Source organism: Hyphomicrobium sp. (assembly GCF_003987855.1).
Lineage (GTDB): Bacteria > Pseudomonadota > Alphaproteobacteria > Rhizobiales > Hyphomicrobiaceae > Hyphomicrobium_B.
Map to the genome: position 1 here is coordinate 115,781 of NZ_RXIZ01000013.1, position 21,333 is coordinate 137,113.

The following is a 21,333-nucleotide window of genomic DNA, read 5'->3' on the forward strand; positions in this document are numbered from 1 at the left end:
TTCCGCGCGAAATATCCCATCGATCTCCTTTTCCATTTTCAGCCCGCCAAGGAACGGACCTTCACGCTTCGGACATCCGATCGTCGTGCAGCGCTTGAACGAGTCAGGGTCGAAAGCGTCAAGTTCGACCAGGAGATGGAAGAAGCCCGCCGCCGACGAGATGCTGCTCCGAAAACGTCTCTAAGCAATCTTGAGATCGATCGCCTATGCGCAATCTTCCGGCACCGACTGTTGGACGAAGATGCCGACCTTCGTTTCGGGGGCGCTGGGGACGAAGGTCTGTATCTGGCTGTGAGCAAACAAGTTGAAGCTGACGGCGGACTGGCCGTGTTCAGCGATGCCGAGGTCCGACGGTCGCCCGGAATGTCCGATCGCGAATTCCACAAGGCGGATGAGACGATCGAAACGCTCAGGCTGGAATTAAAGCCTGCGCTAGCCCGCGGAGACTCAAGGGCGGTCGCCGATGAAGTCGACGCGTTGCTGGAAGAGCAGGGCATTAGACTCGACACCGCGTCAGAAACCTATCGCACGCTCTCCGCTGCCATCCTTAAAGCTTATGTTGGGGCTCTTGAGGACCTTACTCGTCGCCATGCGGGCGATGTGGTCGAGACACCGCCCGAGCCATTGCCGCTTCTGGCAACCTCTTACACAACCCACAAAGACAACCCGCCGCTCTCAGAAGTCTTCGAGATGTACAAGAAGGAGAAGCAGCGGCAACTGTCGGTCAAGACGATCCAGGATTTCACTCCGAACATTCGCCGATTCGTCGAGCTTCACGGTGATTTAGGAATCAAAGATATCAATCGCGATCACATCCGATCGTTTAAAGAGGCAATGCTTCAAGTGCCCTCCAGACCCACATGGGAAGTGCGGGCTCTGACGTTGCCTCTAATTCTAGAACGAACGCGGGATGATGCGGACATCAAGCGATTAAGTCCCACAACGGTCAACGAGAAGGCGTTGGCGACGCTGAGCGCTGTCATCGGGTGGGCCGACGACCAGGGCTTGAGAGACGGTAATCCTGCGCTTGGCTTGAAGATCAAGTCTGGGAAGTTCAGCCGTAAACGCCGCGCTATCTACTCGATCGATGATCTCAACGCCATCTTTCGCCTTCCTGTCTTTTTAAATGGGGAACGTCCTAAGGGTGGGGCCGGCGAAGCGGCCAAGTGGCTTCCATTGCTTGCCTTGTATACTGGAGCACGCCTGGAAGAACTTGGGCAGCTTCGCGTACGAGATGTCAAACGATCTGCCGAGGGGATTTGGTTTTTGGACTTAATCACACTCGAGGAAGATCAACGATTGAAATCCGATGCTTCGCGCAGACGAGTTCCGATACATCGGCAGCTGATTGAACTAGGCTTCATCGACTACGCCGGAGAACAAAGAGAAGCTGGCGCGACGCTGGAGAATTGACAAAGCCAAGCTTTCAGGCTCGAGCAAGGGAGATCGGTCGTCAGATCATGTACTCTCAGCTTATCGAAGATAACGATCCTGACGCAGTTGAAAAATCTGAGAAGAGAGCGCTCGGGCACGGCAATCGCGCAATGTTGCTAGTCTTTCCCTACAATGTGCCAACCCAAACTATTACCGTCATACGCGAGGCAGGCATTGTCGACGGTGTGGCATGGCAACCTCTTTTGCGTCGACGAAAAAAGCTGTGAACCTCCATAGCTTGCTGCAGCGGAGCTGTCGCTCGAGGGTTATTTGCAAACGATATTGGGTGTCGGACCATGCCACTTTGTAATGGGTACGCCTCCTTGGCAGCTTATGGTCCTATCGTTTGCAGGACCACCTCTACTATCGAGTACATCAAATAGACCCGTCATGCCGGTCAGTGCCTACGGAGCTGCCTTTCGGGCCCGTCTGGACAATTCGAATCGTCGAGAATTCGGCGCCGACGCTGGTCTAGTTATTGGCGTCGTCTCGAAGTTCAATTCTCCGAGATCGAATTCGCTTGGTTTTGGTACACCTGACAGGTACACACTTCACAGGTGAGAGAGCAAAATATCCATAAGTTTGTGCGCCCTAACCGAGACAACCACGAGTCCTCTTCTGGGCAGCGGTAATTGTTCATAGCAATTCGCTCGACCCGTTTGTTCCATGTTACTGTGAAGGCCTCTCAGAGATAGAAGGTCATGAATGCAAAACGCAGTCGCGAAGCACTCGTGAGAAAGGAAAAGGATGTTAGAGGGAGCATTCACATGGTTGGCAGCTCTGTCGGCCGTGGGTGCGTCATTTCTTTGGTGGCACGCAAGTCGGGTGATGGTTCCTGCGCCGAAAGAAACGCAGGGCGTGGGAGCGCTGCTCGGCGGGCATCTGATTTCCGTGCTCGATGGTAAGCGCATCGATTTGCACGCAACGTTAGATCTACAATCTAAATGGAACGCGAGAGCAGCGAAATCTGCCGCTCTGTCTGCCATTTTCACCGGCTTTTCTCTTATTTGTAAGGCGCGGGGATGGTAGTGCCGCTCAATGCGGCCGATGATTGATCTTACACGCGAGAGTGTTTGTCTTTCGGCAATGGCTAGGTCCGGACGTCCCAAGCATTTAGACGGCCTATCGCTTCAAACATGTTTTCAACTCCTTGGTGGAGTGGGTCAGTCTTCAGCAGTCGTCGCTCCGCCCAAGTGATCCAGTCGGCCACTGTAAGCCCTGCGACCTGACGCTCCCAATCTATACATTTTGCTTTGATCGAATCTAGAAATGCCCTGAGGTGTTCGGCTTCACGACTTTGTTGTGAAAACTCCACAAACTTGCGCCATCTGTTCGCGTCGAGAGCTATTGCCTGCCGCTCTTCATGGCGTCTGATCTCGTCCAACTTCCATTGTCGCTGCTGTTCCTCCTGCTCTCGTCGCTGCTCAACAAGAAGAGGTACCGCCGCGGCGAATGTTGCGACGATATCCGGCAGCAAAACCTCCATTCTCTTTTTTTGGGTCTCGGCCCATTCCCTGCGAAGGTTTCGAGGCAAGTGTTTAATCGAAAATGCGAGGGTCCCGGTGGGTACGAGTTCCTGTCGCCAACCATTCGTCGAAAGCCATCGTTCGTTTTTATCCATTTGTCGCCGGACTTGCTTTTGCTTTTCTCGAAGCTGAAAGCGAATGGTTTCGCTTTGGACTGTCCAGATGAGTTCTTTTCGGTCTTCTCTAATCTCCCCTCCTTGCTTTTCGAGAACTTTGAACAACGTGTCCAATATTCGGTGTCGCCGTTTGTCGGTGTCGCTCCATTCGCCGGGATCGAGGAATTTTCTCCGGTGTGGATCTCGCTCTTGTCGCGCCCGCAGCCTTTTGCCTTCGTGCCTCTCTAACCAGTTTGCGATTACGGGATGGGGTCGGGAAAGCCGATCGGGAATAAGAATTGATGCCGTAGCTACCCGTGCCGTCTCGGCTAATACCTTGATGTCTTGCGAGAGTACTGTCGGTTTCGGAGCTTTAGGCGTCGGCGTAACGATGACGCTGAGTGGCGGCCGGTAGATATTTCGGTGGTTCCGAGCTTGTGAATTTTGGATTCACTGGAGCGACCGGTTCGGCGGGCAATTCACAGCAAGTACAGATCACCCATCTGGACGCGGTTACGGGCGCCGGCACTCATAGCCAATATGGGCTATTGTCTTCGATTGGCGATCGACCATTCGTTGATCAGACCGCATCTCATCTCGTAACCGCTAGCGGAAGTGCTGTCTTCGACACACATACCGGAATAACCACGCTGACCTCGGCGAGCAAATCGCAAGCGGGTGCGGTTTTTTCGGATGGCTTTATCGACCTAAAAGGCGATTTCAATCTCGGCTTCAGCTTCATGGCTGGTACAAAGGATTCGGGAGGCGAGGGACTGGCGTTCGTGTTGCAAAATGACCCTCTAGGAGCCCACTCGCGAGGGAGTGGTGGTGCATCGCTCGGCGCTGGAGGTATCGCGAATGGTCTTGGGATCGCGATAGACACCAAGCAGAGTGCGGGGGACATCAAAGCGGACCACACCAACTTCTTCGACACCGATGTTGGTACGAGCGCCGGCCGGATTTCCCCTCAAGTGTCCCTTCCAAATCTGGAAGACGGAAAATGGCATACCGCAATTGTTTCTTGGAATGCACAGAGCGAAACATTATCGTATTGGATCGATGGGAATGCAGGTGGCACTCTAACCGGAGATCTGGCAAACCAGTACTTTGGAAACTCTGAACTCGTCCATTTTGGGTTCACGGGAGCGACGAGCGCGAGTACCAACCTCCAACAAGTCAAAGTGACAGACTTTCACGGCACTCTGCTTAGTCCGGTCTATGCCGCCGACGGTCATATTCAATTTGACCCGTTAGCACATATTTAAGCCGAGAAATCTTGTGGCAGGCGCTAATTGCCCCCGCCGTTTCGGGCGAGGGTCTCATTACCTGCGCCTGCAACTTTTGCAGCTTATCCTGCAACGGTCATGTTGAACTTACCGACCCGGACCGGAGCCGGTACGATCCCGATCCGACGCGGAAAGCAGCAAAGTCTCGTAATTCAGGTCAACAAATATCAACGCCGTCCGCATCAGCGAGCGGATCATCAGGAACCCAAGATCCTGGCGAGATCGCCGTATCGCCGACCGGCACACCCGAGCCCGTCGATCAGATCGGAAGCTCCGTCACCGTTATCACGTCAAAACAAATTGAAGCACAGCAGCGGCGCACATTGCCCGATGTTTTGAAGATGGTGCCCGGCCTCAATGTCGTCCAGACAGGAGGTCCCGGCGGCCAAACGTCGGTCTTCATGCGCGGTACCAATTCCAATCACACAAAGGTGCTGATCGACGGCATCGACGTTAGCGACCCAAGCACGCCCAATCGTACTTTCGATTTTGGCCAGATGCTCGCGATGGACCTCGAGCGGGTGGAAGTTCTGCGCGGGCCGCAGAGCGGTCTCTACGGCGCCGATGCTTTGGGCGGCGTCATTCTTATCTACACCAAGCGGGGCAACGGTCCGCCGAAAGTCAACACGATGGTTGAGGGCGGTTCTTTCGGCACCTTTAATCAGGCGGCGAGCGTCAGTGGTGGGACGGATCGATACAATTACTACGTCAATATCTCGCATTTTCGCGCCGACGATATTCCGGTGACCCCGAAAGATCTTCTCCAGCCCGGCGAACCCAGGTTTGCCAATCGATATGACAATTGGACGTACTCTTCCAAGGTGGGTGTTGATGTCACCAAAGACGTCACCGTCAACCTCGTCGCGCGCTACACAGACGGCACGATACACTTCACCGGCGATTCCTATGACCCTTTCACGCACAGCTCGTTTCCAAGTCCCTATCAATCTGGCGCCGACGTCGACGATTTTTATTCGCGGAGCGAAGTGGTCTGGCGCTCACTTGGCGGCAATCTCACCAACTATTTCGGGATCAATTATTCCAATTCCCAGACGGACAACATCGATCATGTCGCCGGGAACTCTTATTATCAGGGTGATCGCGTTAAATACGATTGGCGTAGCGTCCTAAAAATAGCGCCGGGCTATGCGCTTGTCACAGGTGCGGAGCATCAGAATGAACAGTTGAACGGCCCTGACGTCTTCGCGGGAGAATGGAACAATGGCGTTTATTCTGAGCTCCAAGCAGAGGTTATTCATAACCTATTCGTCGCTACCAACGTCCGGTACGACGACAATGAAAACTTCGGGGGGCATACGACGTGGCGCGTTGCTCCTACGTATTTGATCGAAGCAACGGGAACCAAGATTAAGGGAAGCATCGGAACCGGCTTCAAGGCGCCGAGCCTCAGTCAAAGATTCCAGGATTATCCCGCCTTCTTCTTTTATGGGAATCCCGATCTTAAGCCCGAGGAAAACACCGGCTACGATGTTGGCTTCGAGCAGCAGATCTTTGGCGGCTGCGCTCAATTCGGTGCCACGTATTTTCGCAATGATCTCACGGATCTCATAGAGACCACCTACGATCCCACCACGTTCATCTCAACGTACGCCAACGTTGGTAAAGCAAAGACTGACGGTGTCGAAGCCTTTGTCGCTGCGGACCTTACGACAGACCTGCGCATGCGCGCCGATTACACCTACACCCAGGCGACCAATGAAGACAGCGGCGGATGGCTACTCAGGCGCCCGCATAACAAAGCGAGCGTAGCCCTCGATTGGACGCCGACAGACAAACTTCTCGTCACAGGCTCCGTCCTCTACTACGGCGATTCTCTCGACATCGATCGCGCGACGTTCGCAGACGAAATCCTGCCGAGCTTCACAGTCGTCAACGTCGCCGCCGACTATAAGCTGACCGATCGGCTCAGCGTCTACGGTCGCATCGATAACCTCTTCAATGAACACTACGAGATTCCCGACGGCTTCTTGGCGACCGGAATCGGCGCCTACGCCGGCATAAGATTTACAAACTAGAGGCTTCTCTGGCGGACGAGACGCGGTTGCATTCCGAACCACCTCCCGTCTGCAATGTGTTCGTCCGCCAGGGATCGTGCAACGCTATAAGGAGAAAGAGATGTCTTTTAAAACGAAGGTTGAAACGACTGCTAACGCTCGGATGGCAACGGGCATTTGGATTGCTTTGGTCGCAACGCTGAGCGTAGCAGGAAGTCTTGCGTTTGCCTGTGCTGCGCCGCTCGCGGCGATTGCCGCGCTGGCGGGAGCAAAGATGGACAGGACATCAGGCGTCGTCCTCGTATCTCTGGCGTGGCTGACAAATCAAATCGTCGGATTTACGCTGCTTGGATATCCGCAGACCGCAGATGCGTTTGCATGGGGTGCAGCAATCGGCGCAGCGTCGGTGGTCGCATTCCTTGCTGTGAAGAGCGTCACTGCTTCGCTGAGTTCTGGACCTGTCGGTCTTGTGGTGTCGTTGGCGGCATCGTTTACAGCGTATGAACTTTGCCTTGCCCTTGCTGGCGTTCTACTCGCGGGCTCGGCTGAGGCGTTTTCCCTCGATGTTATCGCTCGTGTCCTCGCCGTAAATTTCATCGCATTTATCGGCCTGCTCGCTCTCCATCATCTTGCTACCGCCCTTCTTGCGGGCGCAACGCCTGCCGAAGGCACGACGCGATGACGGCCATGCGCGGCTCCCCTACACAAGACGCCGATAGGATTGCGAGACAGCCGGTTGGGAGGTTTGAGTAGCTTTGCTGCACGAGTGATCGAGCCTTCAGCCAGAACGACGTGGAGCGTGGCCAGCAAGTTAATGTCGAAATTGCTGAGCTTCATAAGTGCTGCTCATTCGACAAGTTTACGAAAACCAATTTCGTGCAAAGAATGCAGTCTGGTCAATCCTCCGTCGGGAGTGCTCCGTTCGCATGCGTTTGTGCATTCAAGAGTCGCAACACTTTGATCGCCTCTGCGTTATCTCCGAAAGATGGCTGCTCACCTGCGTGGAAAACACACAAGCCGTATGAAAAACGTCTGATGCCGACCCCGATGAAGTCGTTCGACGGTATTCCCACGCTTGCCTTTGGACAGGACCGATCCATCGGGTACACCGATCCTGAGCGGATGTCGGAGGCATTGTCGCCCGGCGGTTCGCAGGTGATGAAGCATCGTGCATTCCGACCCGACGGCGCCTTTGGCGCCCGGACGGCAGTCCTAAAGACCCGAAGCTCGAGATCGGCCAGTACTCGGGCGACTTCACCGACACCGGTCTGCGCGGCCGTTTCAACTGGAAGTTCTGAGGTTGGTCGGCACCGAGCGTTCAGGCGCTGCCCCCGCATGATCCAGCGCCATGCCGAGGTTGCGCATCTCGATCAGGGGGCTGCACCCCGGCAGACGCAGTAGTGGTCGCCTCCCTGGCAGGGGTCCAACCTTGAAGCAGCTTCAGGGTATTGAGAAGTTAACCAAACCGATAGAATCATTTTTCCGCGACCTTTCACATTGTTTTTAAGCATGACCTTTTGAGACGTCAGCGCTAGCCTTGTTAAACAAGGAACGTATTCTCGAGGGTGATCATGAAAACGAAGATCGCAACGGGGCTCGCTGCATTCTTGGCGTCTTTTGCGCTAGCTTCCAACGCGTTTGCGGGCTGCTTCTTATTTATCTGCTGGCCGGACGGCGGCGGCAGCGGCGGCGGTTCGCCGGCAGCTGCTCCCGAGATCGATGCGAGTGGCGTGCTTCCCGTCGTTGCTATCGTGCTTTGCATGGCAGCTGTTTTGTATAGCCGCTACCGCAAGGCTTAAGAGAAGCAATTCGAAAATTTATCGCCCTCCGACCGCGCGTCGGGGGGCGTTGTGTTTCTGATGTTCCTTCACTTTCGCCGGGCTCCGTCGGCCGTCCCGTTCATGTTACTTGAGCGGCCCGTTGATCGCCCAGATTACCCCGAACGGATCTTTGATCTGACCGTAGCGGTCACCCCAAAACATATTCTCCAGTGGCATGATTGGGGTACAACCTGCGGCGGCCGCGCGATCAAACCAAGCATCGGCGTCGTCGACCTTCAGCATCACGCTGAACCCGGCAGGAGCGACAGGGGGATGTCCGTGTTCCGGATAGAAATCGCTCATCATCACTGATGCGCCGTTGATGTACACGTGCGCGTGCATCGTGCGGCCTTGGTCATCAGGCGGGATCAACGCTGCCAATTCGCCAGCAAATGCCTTTTGATAAAATTCAGCTGCTTTCACCGCGCCTTCTACGGATAGATAGACAACGGCGCCCCCTTTGACCGGAGGATTGGGATATTTGTAGTCGGACATGATCCTCTCCTGTGGTTTGCCTTCAAGGACGCCGCATCAGTCCGGGAGCCGACAGCCGATAAAGAAAAAATCTTCGGTGGGCCTCGCCGGTGACTTTGCAATACGATGGTTTGAAGCCGCAGCGTCAGAGCCGCTACGAGAGCGCGCAGCAGAAGCTGCGGAATGCGGAAATCCCAACATCTTTCGCCGCAAATGTCTCGGGAACTTAACCGCAAGGATGTTGTTGACTGATCCGGAAGCGGGTTAAAGCGATATCGAGGTGCATAATACATTGTGGTTGTCAGCGCAGTTGGCTCGAGCGAGAGACGGCAAAAACTTCTGAATTTTTTGCGCACCGCGTCGAGCGACCGGCTGCGCGCGCTGTATCAAGACATTGCTGAAATGACCGCTTGTCGTGCGGAGGCTGCTGTTCAATCCGAGCTGGCGGCGAGACTGGAAGCGGAGGAGCGACGTCTTGCGCGCATCGAAGCAGCCGTATCCTCTTCGACCTAGCCACTAATCTTGGGAGGGATGAACAAACTCTTCAAGAGTCCGATGAGCCCAGCGGCTTCGTAGGGCTTGCGGATAAATGGTGCGGCAACGGAATTGGGTGAAATGAGTTCGGCCTCGCCATAACCGGTGGCGAACACATACGGTATTCGCCTCCGTGTCAGCTCTTCCGCGACAGGCAACGATGTTCCATCGCCGAGGTTCACATCGAGAACGGCGCAATCGAAATCCAGCGCATCCAGGAGGAGGAGGGCATCTGCGGAAGATGCCGTCGGGGAAACGGAATGTGCCCCGTGCCTTAACAGAATATCCTCGGCCTCGAGCGCAATTAGAAGCTGGTCTTCGACGAGTAGAATGCGCAAACCCTCCAGCGCATTATTGGACTGCGACGTGGGCGCAGGGACACGCGAAAATACAGCCGTTTCTTCGCCCTTGCGGATAAAGCGGGCTGGAATGACCAGCAGCGCCTTGACGCCGGCTGGATCGAACTGAATGTCGCTTTTTCCTCCAAGATCAAAAGGAATGCTGCGATCGATTAGGATCGAACCGAATCCGCGCCTTAGCGGCGCTCTCACGGGTGGTCCGCCGCGTTCAATCCAACCGATCTTACACGACCCATCGGTCTGCAATGACCAGTTAACCTCCAGCGAAGTCCCTGACATGGAGAGCGCACCGTACTTTGCGGCATTTGTCGCGAGTTCGTGAAAGATTAGCGCGAGAACGGAATAAGCGCGTCCATCTAGATCAATCGACGGGCCAGAGAGATCGATTGAGGCTGTGTGCGAGTAAGGCGATAGTTCCGCGGTCAGAAGCTGCTTTATGGAGCCGCCGCCATCATGACGCACGATCTGATCGTGCGCCAACGCGAGCGCCATGATCCGTTCCTTCAAGGACGCCGCGTACGTCTCGATCGATTGGCTGGAATCGACGGGTTGCGATACGATCGATTTTATCAGGGCCAATACATTCTTGACCCTGTGGTTCAACTCCTCGTTTAAAACCTTCTGGCGAACTTCTGCTTTCTTCTTTTCTTCCGACAAAAGCTCTGCTTGTCGCAGGATCACCTCAAGGAGCGTTGTGCGAATTGCCTCTGCGATCTCCCGATCGGATTCGGACCACGGGAGAGATTGAAATTCGACTGTTTGCTTCCACATCGAGAAACTTTTTCTTGGCGTCAGCCGATCGCCAAATTGACCGACCGCATACTCCTTCTTCGGGTCTCCCGCCCATTCGATCGTCTGGGAGACTTCCTTGCGGTAGAACATCAGATAGTCGCCAGGTATCTGGGAAAGCGGTACCGCGAGAACGCCGCTGACAGCTATGCGATATTTTTCAGCGGCGGGCAGGCTGCCAGACAGCTCGTGTGTCGCCCAGATCTGTCCGTTGGTCACTTCGTTCAGAAAGCCAGCTAGTTCGTCGATACACGTGGATGGCGGCGTCGTGCCGAAGGCGTGGTAGGTGCCTGCTTGCCGAAGTCCCACTCCATCGCACTGAATCAATTGCGCGAACGAATGAAGATGGTTGCGCAACGGAGACGAGGAATCTTCGTTGAGAGAAATTTCGCTCAGAAGTTTATCAAGAGCCCGGCGTGCATGTCGTGCCGCGTTCAGCCGTTGCTCTTGAATAACTGCTTGCAGGTGGAGGGAGAAAAAGTCGCCAAAAACCTCGGCTGCGATACGATGTGCCAATCGCAATACGCGTGGCGTGTAGTGATGGCAGGCGAGGAGGCCCCACAGCTTTCCGCCAATGACGATCGAGATGGACATGGAGGCAGCCACCCCCATGTTTCTTAGATATTCCCTGTGAATGGGCGATACACTTCGTAAGTGAGCGTAGCTCATGTCGAGCGGTTCGCCCGATGCGTTCAGAACCGGATGAATCGGTATCTGCTCTGCAAACACATCGCTAATGATGCGAACGGTATTGCGCAAATAGAGTTCGCGCGCTTGTTTCGGAATGTCACTTGCAGGGAAGTGCTGGCCCAGGAAGGACTCGAGGTCACTTCGCTTGGCTTCGCTTATGACTTTGCCGCTGCCATCGTGCTCGAAGCGATACAGCATCACGCGATCGTATCCGAGGACGGCTTTCAAAAGCCGCGGCGCTTGCCGGAAGAGCGCGTCGATCGTTCGAGCTTCTCGCATGCGGGAGATGAGTTCGCGTGCGGGTTCCAAGGGGCTGTCCAAAAGGCCGATCTCGACCTTCTCGAATTCAAGAATTGACTGGCCCTTGAAGGCATGAACTGAAATGTCGCAAAAGAGGTCGGTGCTCAGAGGATACGCACTGAGAGTGGCTGGACGAGCAGGATTGATTGCTTGGCCAAAAGCATTTCGTAGATCGTGTGCGACTCGTGAACCGAATAGGTCCTCAACCTTCATGCCGACGATGTTGTCGATCTCTCGGTTGAAAAAGCCGGGGGCGTTCTGCGACTGACGCAGAAATGTCCGCAGTTGCCGATCCGCGACCAGCAAACAACCGTGGGGTTGGATGCTTCCCGGGATATGAATGGGTTCTCGATCGCAATTGGAAAGATCGATGGGCTCGCTCACGGCAATCGTCCGGGTCGCGACATGCGATGTAGCCTTGCTTTGAATTGTCTGGATAAAGGCTTCGCGGCCGAAATCGCACCGCTGCTTTGCCGACGGCTGGTCGCGCTTTCGCCAATTCAGCCGCATTGCCAACCGCACTGGCAGATGTGGTAACCCTTAACACCCCCCGCGTCTGCCGTCCGTCTACTAGTGGACGTTCGTCAATCTTGGCCAAACGAGAATTTACGATGATCGCGCCTGTCGTCGAGGAGCTTAGATCGAATGGGCTGCTGGCCCGGCTCCAGGAGGCCGATCGCATTCGGCTGCAACCCCACTTCACGGTGGTCGACCTGGCGCAGAACGATGTTTTGCAGAAGGCCGGAGAGGAAGTCGTCGATACGTACTTTCCGTGTGGCTCAGCTATGGCGAGCTTCAATGTCTGGGTCGATGAGGACAGACCGGGTATCGAAGTCGCTTTGGTTGGCCGAGAGGGTGCAATTGGAGGCATCGTCTCCAATGGCCGCGTGCCGGCGTTTGCCACGGCCTCTGTTCGCACAGCCGGACGCTTCCTGCGGATCAAGGTGGCGACACTCGAAAACCTCAAACTCGAGTCGATTGCTCTGCGCCACTGGTTCGCGCGTTATTCCGATTGTCTGATTGCTCAGGTCTTTCAAACGGCGGCATGTAACGCGACGCACACGATCCTGCAGCGTACCGCCAAATGGCTCATCGCAGCGGGCGCGCGCACGAGCAGCCCTGAGTTCGAGATGACCCAAGATCAATTGGCAGAGATGCTAGGGGTCGGGCGCACATTCGTAACGCGCGTGGTGCGGCAGTTGCGGGAGGAAGGCATCATCGATACCCGGCGCGGCATCTTCATCGTCAAGGACGAGCAGGCGCTGCGTGCAAAGTCATGTCTCTGCACGACGGCGATCGAAAATCACTTCGATGCGGTGCTGCACGGAATCTACCCTGCCGCGTGAGTCATGCCGAGCGGTCGGCGGTGGAGAACGTCGCTCGGTGGCGTTCTGATATTATCGCGCGGATGGACGCGGCGTTTGGCTCAAGCTACTGCTTTTCGAGCGCGGGATAATCTTGAAATGACATCAAAGTATGCGTCGCGGTAGCTAGGTTGTGTCAGGGCATGCTGGGTAGAATATGCGCGGTTGAGTGCGATACACGCGTCGTAATTTTTCTCTTCAAGGAAGTATTCGATCTTGCGGCGAATGTCGGCCGCTTCGTGCGGCACATCAACTTTCGATACGAAATCGGGCAGGCCGGCGTAGTAGCCGGTATCTGACACGAGCATAGGAATGTTCGCAAAGAGGAGGCGCTGGCAAACCGACGACGTCTCTCCGAAGGTTGGATGCCGCAACTGGATAGCGAGATCGACGTCTGCCATTTCCTGCAGAAACTGCTTTTGTGAAAGGCCCGGCTTGATGCTGCTTTTCAGGCCGTTCTTTATTTTTCGCAGCCGCTTATAGATGCGCCGCAGGTATCGCAAATCACCTTCCCCAACGATGTGGAATTCGATGCTTTGGGCATCAGTGAGTTGGCTCAGTGCTTCAACGATGTAGTCGATGCCCTTGTTGGAATGTACGAACCCGAACGTTCCGATACGAAACTTACGGGCGCGAGAGGTTCTTCGACGGGGCGGCATATCGTAGTAGCGCTGCTCGATGACTTCGCAGGGCTTATCAGGGAAATAGCGCGCCACCCGTTCGCGCAGGAAGTTACTATTTACAATGACGGCCTTCGCATATTGGATGACTTCGGCGATCGCGGTGATGGAGTAAGCCTGGTTTTGATCCCACCAGCCTCCGACAGCTTCGAGATATTCGCGAACCTCAGATCCGTACCAGTGCTCATAAATTTCAAAAAATTGCCGGCGTGTGATCTTTCCGCTTATCCATAAACCGACGAAGACGTGATTCAAAACGCCGTCGTGCAAGTGCGCGATTCCGCCATGCCGCTGCAGCACTGCCGCATAAAATTCCGCATGCCGGCCGTTGGAAACGACGGTGACAATTTCATCGTGAGGCGGGCGATCGACGTCGATCAAATCACGGATGTGCCGGGCATCCATCCCCGCGACGGGTATCGGATCCTTTGCCGTTGTATACAGGGTTACTTGGTGTGCTTGAGGCGGACCGTCAGCCAAGATGTTGAACGTTACATCTCCACAGCCGTTGATCTCGGGCGGAAAGTAAGAGGCGAACCCGATGTTCATACTAGTATCTAACGCTCCGCTCGATTTTGCGGAGGATCTTCACAACGCCGCGCCGAACCGGCCACGCGACCTGGAAGAGCGGCAATGGAAGTTTGAAGACCTGACGCAATGAACTCGACTCCAGCCGCGCAAGAGATGCACTTCCCGGCCTCGTCTCTTCGGCTGTTGTTGGCAGCAGTTTTCGAAAATCGATTTGCGTATCGCGCTGTTTGCGGGGCTCGCTGGCCCCCGTGAAAACAATCGGCGGTATGAGAGTTCCCGGCACAATGAACACGCCGTTTCTTCTAATTTGGCCGTAAAAATCATGAAGTAATCTGCTGCCGATCGGGAAGCGGTAGCAGAGCTTTATCAAGCGTGCCGCTATCTGGAGCTGATCCGGTGTAAGCTCCACAAACTCCCGAGCATCCTGGGTGCTTTCGTAGAATGCTCGAAAGGCCAGTGGTGTGACGCCGCTTAGATGCTGCAAGATCAGCATCTTGCAAAGTGTATCCTTCGTGATGATCTTAGCTAAAGCGCGGGGCCCCCGTTGATTGCGGACAAGAAGATCCCAATCGCAGGCTGCCCTGATCAGCGCGAGCGCCCGAGACGGCGGCGCCGCTTCAATCGCCATAAGAAATCTTTCTTGTATGCCGGGCGAAGCGCTTTGATCGGAACTCAGAAGTATCTAGAAGCGGCTTAAGCAATGTCGTTACACGCGTTGGAAAGTTTAGGCGCATCGCCTTCGAATGACATCATGATCACAGGGCGATCTTGTCTCATCCAGAAGCGATAGGTTCTGTCCCGACGGTTTGCAAACCCTTGAAGCGACAGTCAAGCGCCCTGTGCATTGGCGCAAGCGCCAGCGGTATGAAGGCTGCGACGCGAAAGATGTGGAGATCGACAGATGGAGATTGAGGTCCCTCCCCAGAGTCAGCAGGATTGTAAAATCCGTTTTCTGTGGGGAAGTTATGTTCGGCGCCGGACGAATGATCAAGTCGCTGGTCCGTGGATCTTGGAAACAACTTCGAAGAAAACGTACGGCTGCCATTTACGGCGCATGTCACGCCGTAGCACTACATAAAATTTTAAATAATCAGCCAGCCTTTGCCGAGCGATATGATCTCATTTGCCTACCCCCAAACTTCGCTCTGACCGACTCGCAGTTCTCACACATTTGCGAGAACGTTCTGCCGAAGTTGGACCTCTTCTTGTATCAACCCGTATCTGGCGAAGGGCGGCACTTTGCAACCGCCCCTATGCTCAACGCGCTTAGAAGGTGTGCGAAGAGCATACGCTTTTCATACATGCACTGCGAACTGTATCACCCATTCTCGAATTATCCGTCAGATTCCATGCCGGGTTATCATGGCGACTACATTGATTATGCAGTGGGCAAGATGTTCTTCGCCAGGTTGCCTCTGGACGAGGCATACTCGCGGGATCTGCTTATCCCTTATTCTGATGACATCTTGCGCTGGAACCTTCGTGAAATCCGCTATCGCGAGAACCGTGTTTTCGCTGGCGACAGACCGATAGATATTAAAATAGCGGACCTTATTGAGCGGCGCTTCAAGAAAGATCGGCTCTTCTTTACGATGAACCATCCGACTTCAATCATACTCAACCACGTAGCTCGCGCGATTTGCTCCGAGCTGGGGCTTGAGTATACGGAAAATATCGAAGAGGAGCCGCTTGGCTCAATTGTAGTGCCGGTACCGAGTTTCACGCGTAAAGCATTCGGTATGCAGTTTGCCGATGACCCGCTGCGAATGAGCAGCGTCGAAATCTCGTTCGACGAGTACGTTCGCCAGCAGATCGAATACTTCAAGACGATCGATCCGAGTATCTTTTTAACAGCGATCAAGGAGCTTGCCAGAAATCGTCCCTGGTTCGAGCGCATGGCCTTCTAGGAAAAGATGATCAGTTCGACCGATGTCGATTTGACGACAAACTTGCGATGTCGCGGCTGGCGTACTCTGTCTGATTGTCTCACGCTGTTGCACCGCATCTAAAGCTGCGTTAATAATAGTTCGGGGTGGCACCGAGGCGGAATTTTTTGGGTGCCGCGCGTGAGCGTTTAGCTCAGCTGAGGGGGACAATTTTCTGATGATTCCAGCGTCTTACCGCGACAAGAATGTGTGCATCATCGGTCTGGGCTATGTTGGATTGACCCTCGCGGTGGCGATGGCCGATTGCGGTCTTCGAGTCCATGGCGTCGAGATCAACAGCAAGGTGCTCGACGCACTCAAGCAGAAAAAAGCTCACTTCTCCGAGCGCGGCTTGAACGCCAAGCTCGCCGCGCATTTGGCCTCCGGCCGCTTCACATTCGGCGACAAGCTCCTGCCGAACGATCGGATCACCGTCTACATCGTGACTGTCGGCACGCCGGTCGGCGACGACAAGCGCGCGCGGTTCGAGGCGATTCACGGCGTCTGCGAGCAGATCGCCGGTGTGTTGAAGGACGACGATCTTGTCATTCTCCGTTCAACCGTGCGGGTGGGCACGACGCGCGAAATCGTCAAGCCGCTCCTCGATCGCACGGGGCGCTCGTATGACCTGGCGTTCTGTCCCGAACGGACGCTCGAAGGCAAAGCGCTGGTCGAACTCGGCAGCCTGCCGCAAATCGTCGGCGGCATCGACAATAACGCGACATTCCGCGCCTCCCAGCTCTTCTCATTCATGACGCCGTCCGTGGTGCGCGTGCGCGACACCGAAACCGCGGAGATGGCCAAGCTCATCAACAACACGCAGCGCGATTTCCTGTTTGCGTTCGCTAACGAAGTCGCGTCGATGTGCGAAGTTGCCGGCATTTCCGCCCACGAAGTCATCTCCGCGGGCAATATCGGATACCCGCGCGCGAACCTGCCGATGCCCGGCCCTTGCCTCGAAAAGGACCCCTATATTCTCGCGGAGGGCATAGAGAGATTTGGCTTTGCGCCTCAGTTGGCGTTGTCCGCTCGGCGCTGGAACGAGCAATTGCCGATCAAGAGCGTCTCTCGTATCTCGCGCCTCTGGCGGGCGAGAGCCAAGGGCGGGGTGCTTCCCGGGAAGATCGCGGTGCTCGGTTTGGCGTTCAAGGGCCGGCCGGAAACGGATGACCTGCGCGGATCTCTGGCGTTGCCGATCATTGAAGCTTTGCGCGGCGAATTTGCGGGCGTGAAGATCGACGGGTGGGATGCGGTCGTTCCGCAGGCTGACATCGAGAGTCTCGGTATTCATCCGGTCGCTAGTGTCGAGGACGCGTTTGCGGGCGCTGACATCGTCATCATTCAAAACAATCACGAATGCTTCGCGCAGTTGCCCTACAGCTCTCTGCTTCCATTGATGCGCAAGCCGGGTCTGTTGTACGATTTCTGGAACACCTACACCGAGAACTTCGTGGGCCCCGTCGATGGCGTCTACTGCACTGGGCTTGGCGAGCAGGTGGTCGGCGCCGACGTCGTTACCGCTATGAACCGCAGGGTTGGAGAAAAACCCGGATTGGCTGTCGTAACGGCAGCGGCAGCCGGGTGATCTGACGCGAGCGATTGACACGGATCGAGGGGTGCTGCGCGGTTTGGCAGCGCCCCTTGTCTTTTCGTGGCGACAAGCGGTCTTGAATGCGTGTCAGGGTCCGTGCGAGTGAGATCCCGCGGAGAGGTTTGGCGCTCAACAATTTACGAAGTAGGTGGCTGATGAAGGTTGTGGTGTCGGGAGCTGCGGGCTTCGTGGGTTATCATCTGGCTGTTGCGCTGGCGGATATGCCGGATGTGGAGCTCTTTTGCGTCGACAGCCACATTCGCGGCGAAGATGACGAGGCCTATCATCGACTGCAAGTCCGAGCGAACGTTCGCGCATTCAACATGGATCTCAACGATCGGGCTGCTCTCGATCAGTTGCCCGCCGATCCCGACTATATCTTTCATCTCGCAGCGTTGAACGGCACGCAAAACTTCTATGAGCGCCCGTTCGACGTGGTTCGGTGCTGCACGCTGCCGACAATTTTCCTGCTCGACCGCTATCGCGATTGCAAGTCGCTCAAACGTTTCGTCTATGCGAGCAGCAGCGAGGCGTATGCTTCGACAGTCTCGCGCTTCAACTGGCCGGTGCCGACCGATGAATCCGTTCCGCTCGGCATCGACGACGTGACCAACGTGCGATGGTCGTACGGCGGCTCTAAAATGCACGGCGAGATTGCTGTTGTCGCTGCGGCGCAGCAGTTCAAGCTGCCCTTCTCGATCATCCGGTATCACAACGTGTATGGCCCCCGTATGGGCGACAAACACGTCATGCCGGACTTCCTCATGCGCGCGCGCAAGGGCGAGTTTGTTCTCTACGGCCACAAGGACACACGGACATTCCTCTATATCGAGGACGCGGTGCGGGCCACGATCGATGTCTCTCGATTGGACAGCTGCAAAGACGAGATCGTGAATATCGGGGGAGGCCGTGAAATCGAGATGGGTGAACTCGGCAAGATCATGATGGATCTTGGCGGCTTCGAAGGCCAGATCGATCTGCAGCCGTCGCCGAAGGGGAGCGTCTCCCGGCGCGCCCCCGATCTTGCGAAGTTCAAGCGTCTCACGGGCTTCGAAGAGCGCTGGACACTGGAAGACGGCCTGAAGCAGACAATGGCGTTCTATCTGGCTTGATTGTCTCCTAGGTCTCGGGCCCGGTGAATCGGGCACGGGCCGCGTTGATACGCGTTGCTAGCGGTTGCACTCACATCACGGCGGCGGAAAAACTTTCCCGGCAGGCGCGGGAACAATTGACCGTTTGATATGAACCGTTTTTCCTCAAGTTTGGCGAGTCGGCGAAGTTTCAGCCGCTGCAACTCGCCGACTGGGGGGAATGATCAATGCTGGGGGTCAAACGCGCAGCGGCCGCCGCTACTGCGCTCGTGCTATTGAGCCTCCCCCAGTCCGCCCAGGCTCAGCAATCGGGCGGTACGGCACCGCCACCAAGTGCGCCAGCGGCTCCGAGCACCAATGCTCCTGCAGCACCATCCGGTCCTGCTGACGCGACGCCGGTTCCAGTGCAGCAGCTGCCGGAAGTTCAAGTCATCCAGGCCCAGCCCAAGCCCCCGGCGCCGAGACAGATTCAGCAGGCTGCGAAGCCGAAGCCAGTGGCGCCTGTTACTCAACCCGCCCCGATCGCTCCCATCGAGCAGGACACGAGCGGTGCCGAGCCGACGCAAGTGAAGATGTCGCCCGTCGGGGGCAGCGAAATTCCGATCGCAAAAGTTCCAGGGTCGGTGAACACGGTGTCGTCGTCAGACATCGCGCGCGGCGGCTTCACAGCCGTCCAGAATGTGCTCGAGACGCAAGTCCCGGGAATCATCGTCAACGATCTCCAAGGCAACGATTTCCAGACGAACGTCCAATTCCATGGTTTCGAAGCATCGCCGGTCAACGGCGTGCCGCAGGGCTTGGCGGTCTACGAGAATGGCGTTCGGATCAACGAAGCCTTCGGCGACATCGTCAATTGGGACTTCATCCCCGCAATCGCGATCTCCGACATTGCGGTCACGACGAATAATCCCGCGTTCGGTCTCAATGCGCTGGGTGGTTCCGTCAACATCACGATGAAGGACGGCTTCAATTTCCAGGGCGTAGAAACCGATTTCCGCGCGGGCTCATTCGGACGGATTCAAGGTTCGGTCCAGGCGGGGCAGCAGGCCGGCAACTATGCGGCATATATCGCGGTTGAGGACATCCACGACGATGGCTGGCGGCAGTTTTCTCCCGCGGATATCCGCCGCATGTTTGCTGACATCGGCTTCAAGAACCATGACGCGGAGTTCCACGCGAACTTCACAGGCGCCGACAATTTCGTCGGGGCCGTCGCCGCCTCGCCGGTCGAACTTCTCGACCAGAGCTATAGTGCGGTGTTCACGAACCCGCAGACGACGCAAAATGATATGGCGATGGGGTCGGTCAACGGCTCGGTCAATGTCACCGATACGCTCAAGGTGTCTGGCGTCAGCTACTACCGCAGTTTCCGTCAGCATCACGTTGATGCCAATGCCTCAGACGCTGCGCCGTGCTCGGGAGATCCCGCACTCCTATGCTTTGACGGCGATCCTCTCTTCGATCAGCGCGGAAATCCGGTCATCACGCCGGCTAACGGCGATCAGGCCGTGGGCGAGATCGATCGCATCTCGCAGCAAGCCGAAAGCTACGGCGGCTCGTTGCAGGCCGTTCAAAAGGCGAAGGTCTGGGGGCACGGAAACCAGTTCCTCGTCGGTGCCAGTATCGATCATGGTCGGGTGGGCTACCAGACCAGTGCTGAAATCGGCAGCTTCGGTCCGCAGTTCGTTGTCACGGGCGACGGGCAGATCGTCCAGAACTCGGACATTGAACCGGTCAACATCACCACGACGAATACCTACTACGGCGTGTTCTTCTCCGACACGTTCGATGTCACAGATCGCCTTTCGCTGACGGCGGGTGGACGCTTCAACTACGCGGATATCCGCCTGAAGGACAACACCGGCGAAGCGCCTGAGCTCAATGGCAACAACAAGTACCAGCGATTCAATCCGATGGCTGGCGGCACGTATCAGCTTGTCCCAGGCCTTACGCTCTACAGCGGATACTCGGAAGCAAACCGCACGCCGGTCGCTGCGGAACTTGCCTGCGCGGATCCGAACAATCCCTGTCTCATCGAGAGTTTTCTGACCGGCGATCCGCCATTGAAGCAGGTCGTGTCGCGCACGGCCGAAGTTGGTTTCCGCGGCGAATCCACGTGGCTCGACGGGCGGAAGATGACGTGGAGCCTTGGCTATTTCCACGCCATGAACAGTGACGATATCATCAGCGTCGCCTCGGCCATCAACGGCCGGAGCTATTTTCAGAACGCCGGCAACACGCTGCGAGAAGGCGTCGACGCGAGTATCGATTACCGGAACGACCGTCTCTATCTGTTCGCAAGCTACAACTTCACGGATGCTCGCTTCGAGAGCACGTTCGACGTGAATTCGCCGAACAACCCATTAAATCCCTCGCCTGGTAACGACTTCATAACGACAGTGCGCCCGGGCGACCGGATGCCGGGTGTCCCGCAGCACCGCTTCAAGGCGGGCTTCGACTATTGGATGACACAGAAGTGGAAGTTTGGCGGCGATCTCATTGCCGCCTCCGATCAGATCTTTTTCGGCGATGACGCCAATCAGAACGCGCCGCTACCGGGCTACGCCGTCGTCAATCTTCATACATCCTACGACGTGACAAAGAACGTTCAGGTCTACGCGCTCGTGAACAATATCTTCGACCATCACTACGCGACGTATGGAAACTACTTCAATATCGAAGACGCATCGGCGGCTTCGCTGGGCACGATCGATTTCACGGACGCGCGTACCGTCACTCCGGCAACGCCGCTTGCCGCCTATGGTGGTTTCAAGGTCAGGTTCTAGCGGATAGAAAAGCCCGAACGCGGTGGTCACGCCACGCACGCTC

Annotated in this window: 15 protein-coding genes; 10 read left to right on the forward strand and 5 right to left on the reverse strand. The window is 56.0% G+C overall.

Translation table 11 applies throughout. The features are described 5' to 3' along the window. Positions 1–231: 231 nt before the first annotated feature. Positions 232–1,413, forward strand: a complete 1,182-nt coding sequence (locus EKK30_RS11760; protein ID WP_290985087.1) for a hypothetical protein — start codon at positions 232–234, stop codon at positions 1,411–1,413. Positions 1,414–2,524: 1,111 nt separating this feature from the next. Here the strand turns inward: EKK30_RS11760 and EKK30_RS11765 are convergent. Continuing rightward, on the reverse strand, positions 2,525–3,181 hold the full coding sequence (locus tag EKK30_RS11765) for a hypothetical protein (protein WP_290985090.1): 657 nt from the start codon (positions 3,179–3,181) through the stop codon (positions 2,525–2,527). A gap of 275 nt (positions 3,182–3,456) precedes the next feature. Here EKK30_RS11765 and EKK30_RS11770 point away from each other — a divergent pair, with 275 nt between their 5' ends. The 4 genes from EKK30_RS11770 to EKK30_RS11785 all read left to right on the forward strand — a co-directional run bounded on the left by EKK30_RS11770 (position 3,457) and on the right by EKK30_RS11785 (position 8,155). Beyond that, complete coding sequence (locus EKK30_RS11770) at positions 3,457–4,320, forward strand: L-type lectin-domain containing protein (protein WP_290985093.1); 864 nt, start codon at positions 3,457–3,459, stop codon at positions 4,318–4,320. 11 nt (positions 4,321–4,331) lie between these two features. Next, positions 4,332–6,377, forward strand: a complete 2,046-nt coding sequence (locus EKK30_RS11775) for a TonB-dependent siderophore receptor (protein WP_290985096.1) — start codon at positions 4,332–4,334, stop codon at positions 6,375–6,377. A gap of 100 nt (positions 6,378–6,477) precedes the next feature. Next, positions 6,478–7,038 (forward strand): hypothetical protein, encoded by a 561-nt coding sequence (locus EKK30_RS11780; RefSeq protein WP_290985099.1) that lies wholly within the window; start codon positions 6,478–6,480, stop codon positions 7,036–7,038. 889 nt (positions 7,039–7,927) lie between these two features. Next, a complete protein-coding gene (locus EKK30_RS11785) occupies positions 7,928–8,155 on the forward strand; it encodes a hypothetical protein (protein WP_290985102.1) in 228 nt (75 codons plus the stop codon). Positions 8,156–8,260: 105 nt separating this feature from the next. Here the strand turns inward: EKK30_RS11785 and EKK30_RS11790 are convergent, their stop codons facing one another. Further along, entirely contained in the window at positions 8,261–8,671 is a 411-nt protein-coding gene (locus EKK30_RS11790; protein ID WP_290985104.1) for a glyoxalase/bleomycin resistance/extradiol dioxygenase family protein, read from the reverse strand. A 488-nt stretch (positions 8,672–9,159) separates the two neighbouring features. Then, positions 9,160–11,706, reverse strand: a complete 2,547-nt coding sequence (locus tag EKK30_RS11795; protein WP_290985107.1) for an HWE histidine kinase domain-containing protein — start codon at positions 11,704–11,706, stop codon at positions 9,160–9,162. A 227-nt stretch (positions 11,707–11,933) separates the two neighbouring features. Between EKK30_RS11795 and EKK30_RS11800 the strand changes: the two genes are divergently transcribed. Then, positions 11,934–12,668, forward strand: coding sequence for a Crp/Fnr family transcriptional regulator (locus tag EKK30_RS11800; RefSeq protein WP_290985110.1), 735 nt, complete (start codon positions 11,934–11,936; stop codon positions 12,666–12,668). Between the two features lie 80 nt (positions 12,669–12,748). On the opposite strand, the gene EKK30_RS11805 is transcribed toward EKK30_RS11800, so the two are convergent. Together EKK30_RS11805 and EKK30_RS11810 are read right to left on the reverse strand one after the other, a co-directional pair. Next, positions 12,749–13,915 carry a glycosyltransferase gene (locus EKK30_RS11805; protein ID WP_290985113.1) on the reverse strand — a complete coding sequence of 389 codons (1,167 nt, stop codon included), beginning with the start codon at positions 13,913–13,915 and terminating at the stop codon, positions 12,749–12,751. Between the two features lies 1 nt (position 13,916). After that, complete coding sequence (locus tag EKK30_RS11810) at positions 13,917–14,390, reverse strand: hypothetical protein (protein ID WP_290985116.1); 474 nt, start codon at positions 14,388–14,390, stop codon at positions 13,917–13,919. Positions 14,391–14,880: 490 nt separating this feature from the next. Here EKK30_RS11810 and EKK30_RS11815 point away from each other — a divergent pair, with 490 nt between their 5' ends. The 4 genes from EKK30_RS11815 (at position 14,881) to EKK30_RS11830 (ending at position 21,290) form a co-directional block, all read left to right on the forward strand. Continuing rightward, positions 14,881–15,804: a WcbI family polysaccharide biosynthesis putative acetyltransferase gene (locus EKK30_RS11815; protein WP_290985119.1), complete on the forward strand. Its 924-nt coding sequence runs from the start codon at positions 14,881–14,883 to the stop codon at positions 15,802–15,804. A gap of 196 nt (positions 15,805–16,000) precedes the next feature. After that, on the forward strand, positions 16,001–17,407 hold the full coding sequence (locus EKK30_RS11820; protein WP_290985122.1) for a nucleotide sugar dehydrogenase: 1,407 nt from the start codon (positions 16,001–16,003) through the stop codon (positions 17,405–17,407). Between the two features lie 161 nt (positions 17,408–17,568). Next, the gene (locus EKK30_RS11825; protein ID WP_290985123.1) at positions 17,569–18,525 is read left to right on the forward strand and encodes an NAD(P)-dependent oxidoreductase; all 957 of its coding nucleotides are present in this window, start codon (positions 17,569–17,571) and stop codon (positions 18,523–18,525) included. Between the two features lie 206 nt (positions 18,526–18,731). Continuing rightward, positions 18,732–21,290: a TonB-dependent receptor gene (locus EKK30_RS11830; RefSeq protein WP_290985126.1), complete on the forward strand. Its 2,559-nt coding sequence runs from the start codon at positions 18,732–18,734 to the stop codon at positions 21,288–21,290. The last annotated feature ends 43 nt before the right edge of the window (positions 21,291–21,333 follow it).

Coding starts and splice junctions, on each gene's coding strand:
- EKK30_RS11785 (WP_290985102.1), top strand. CDS start 7,928: ATGAAAACGAAGATCGCAACGGGGCTCGCTGCATTCTTGGCGTCTTTT.
- EKK30_RS11820 (WP_290985122.1), top strand. CDS start 16,001: ATGATTCCAGCGTCTTACCGCGACAAGAATGTGTGCATCATCGGTCTG.
- EKK30_RS11830 (WP_290985126.1), top strand. CDS start 18,732: ATGCTGGGGGTCAAACGCGCAGCGGCCGCCGCTACTGCGCTCGTGCTA.
- EKK30_RS11810 (WP_290985116.1), bottom strand. CDS start 14,390: ATGCTGATCTTGCAGCATCTAAGCGGCGTCACACCACTGGCCTTTCGA.
- EKK30_RS11815 (WP_290985119.1), top strand. CDS start 14,881: ATGATCAAGTCGCTGGTCCGTGGATCTTGGAAACAACTTCGAAGAAAA.
- EKK30_RS11800 (WP_290985110.1), top strand. CDS start 11,934: ATGATCGCGCCTGTCGTCGAGGAGCTTAGATCGAATGGGCTGCTGGCC.
- EKK30_RS11825 (WP_290985123.1), top strand. CDS start 17,569: ATGAAGGTTGTGGTGTCGGGAGCTGCGGGCTTCGTGGGTTATCATCTG.
- EKK30_RS11790 (WP_290985104.1), bottom strand. CDS start 8,671: ATGTCCGACTACAAATATCCCAATCCTCCGGTCAAAGGGGGCGCCGTT.
- EKK30_RS11805 (WP_290985113.1), bottom strand. CDS start 13,915: ATGAACATCGGGTTCGCCTCTTACTTTCCGCCCGAGATCAACGGCTGT.
- EKK30_RS11780 (WP_290985099.1), top strand. CDS start 6,478: ATGTCTTTTAAAACGAAGGTTGAAACGACTGCTAACGCTCGGATGGCA.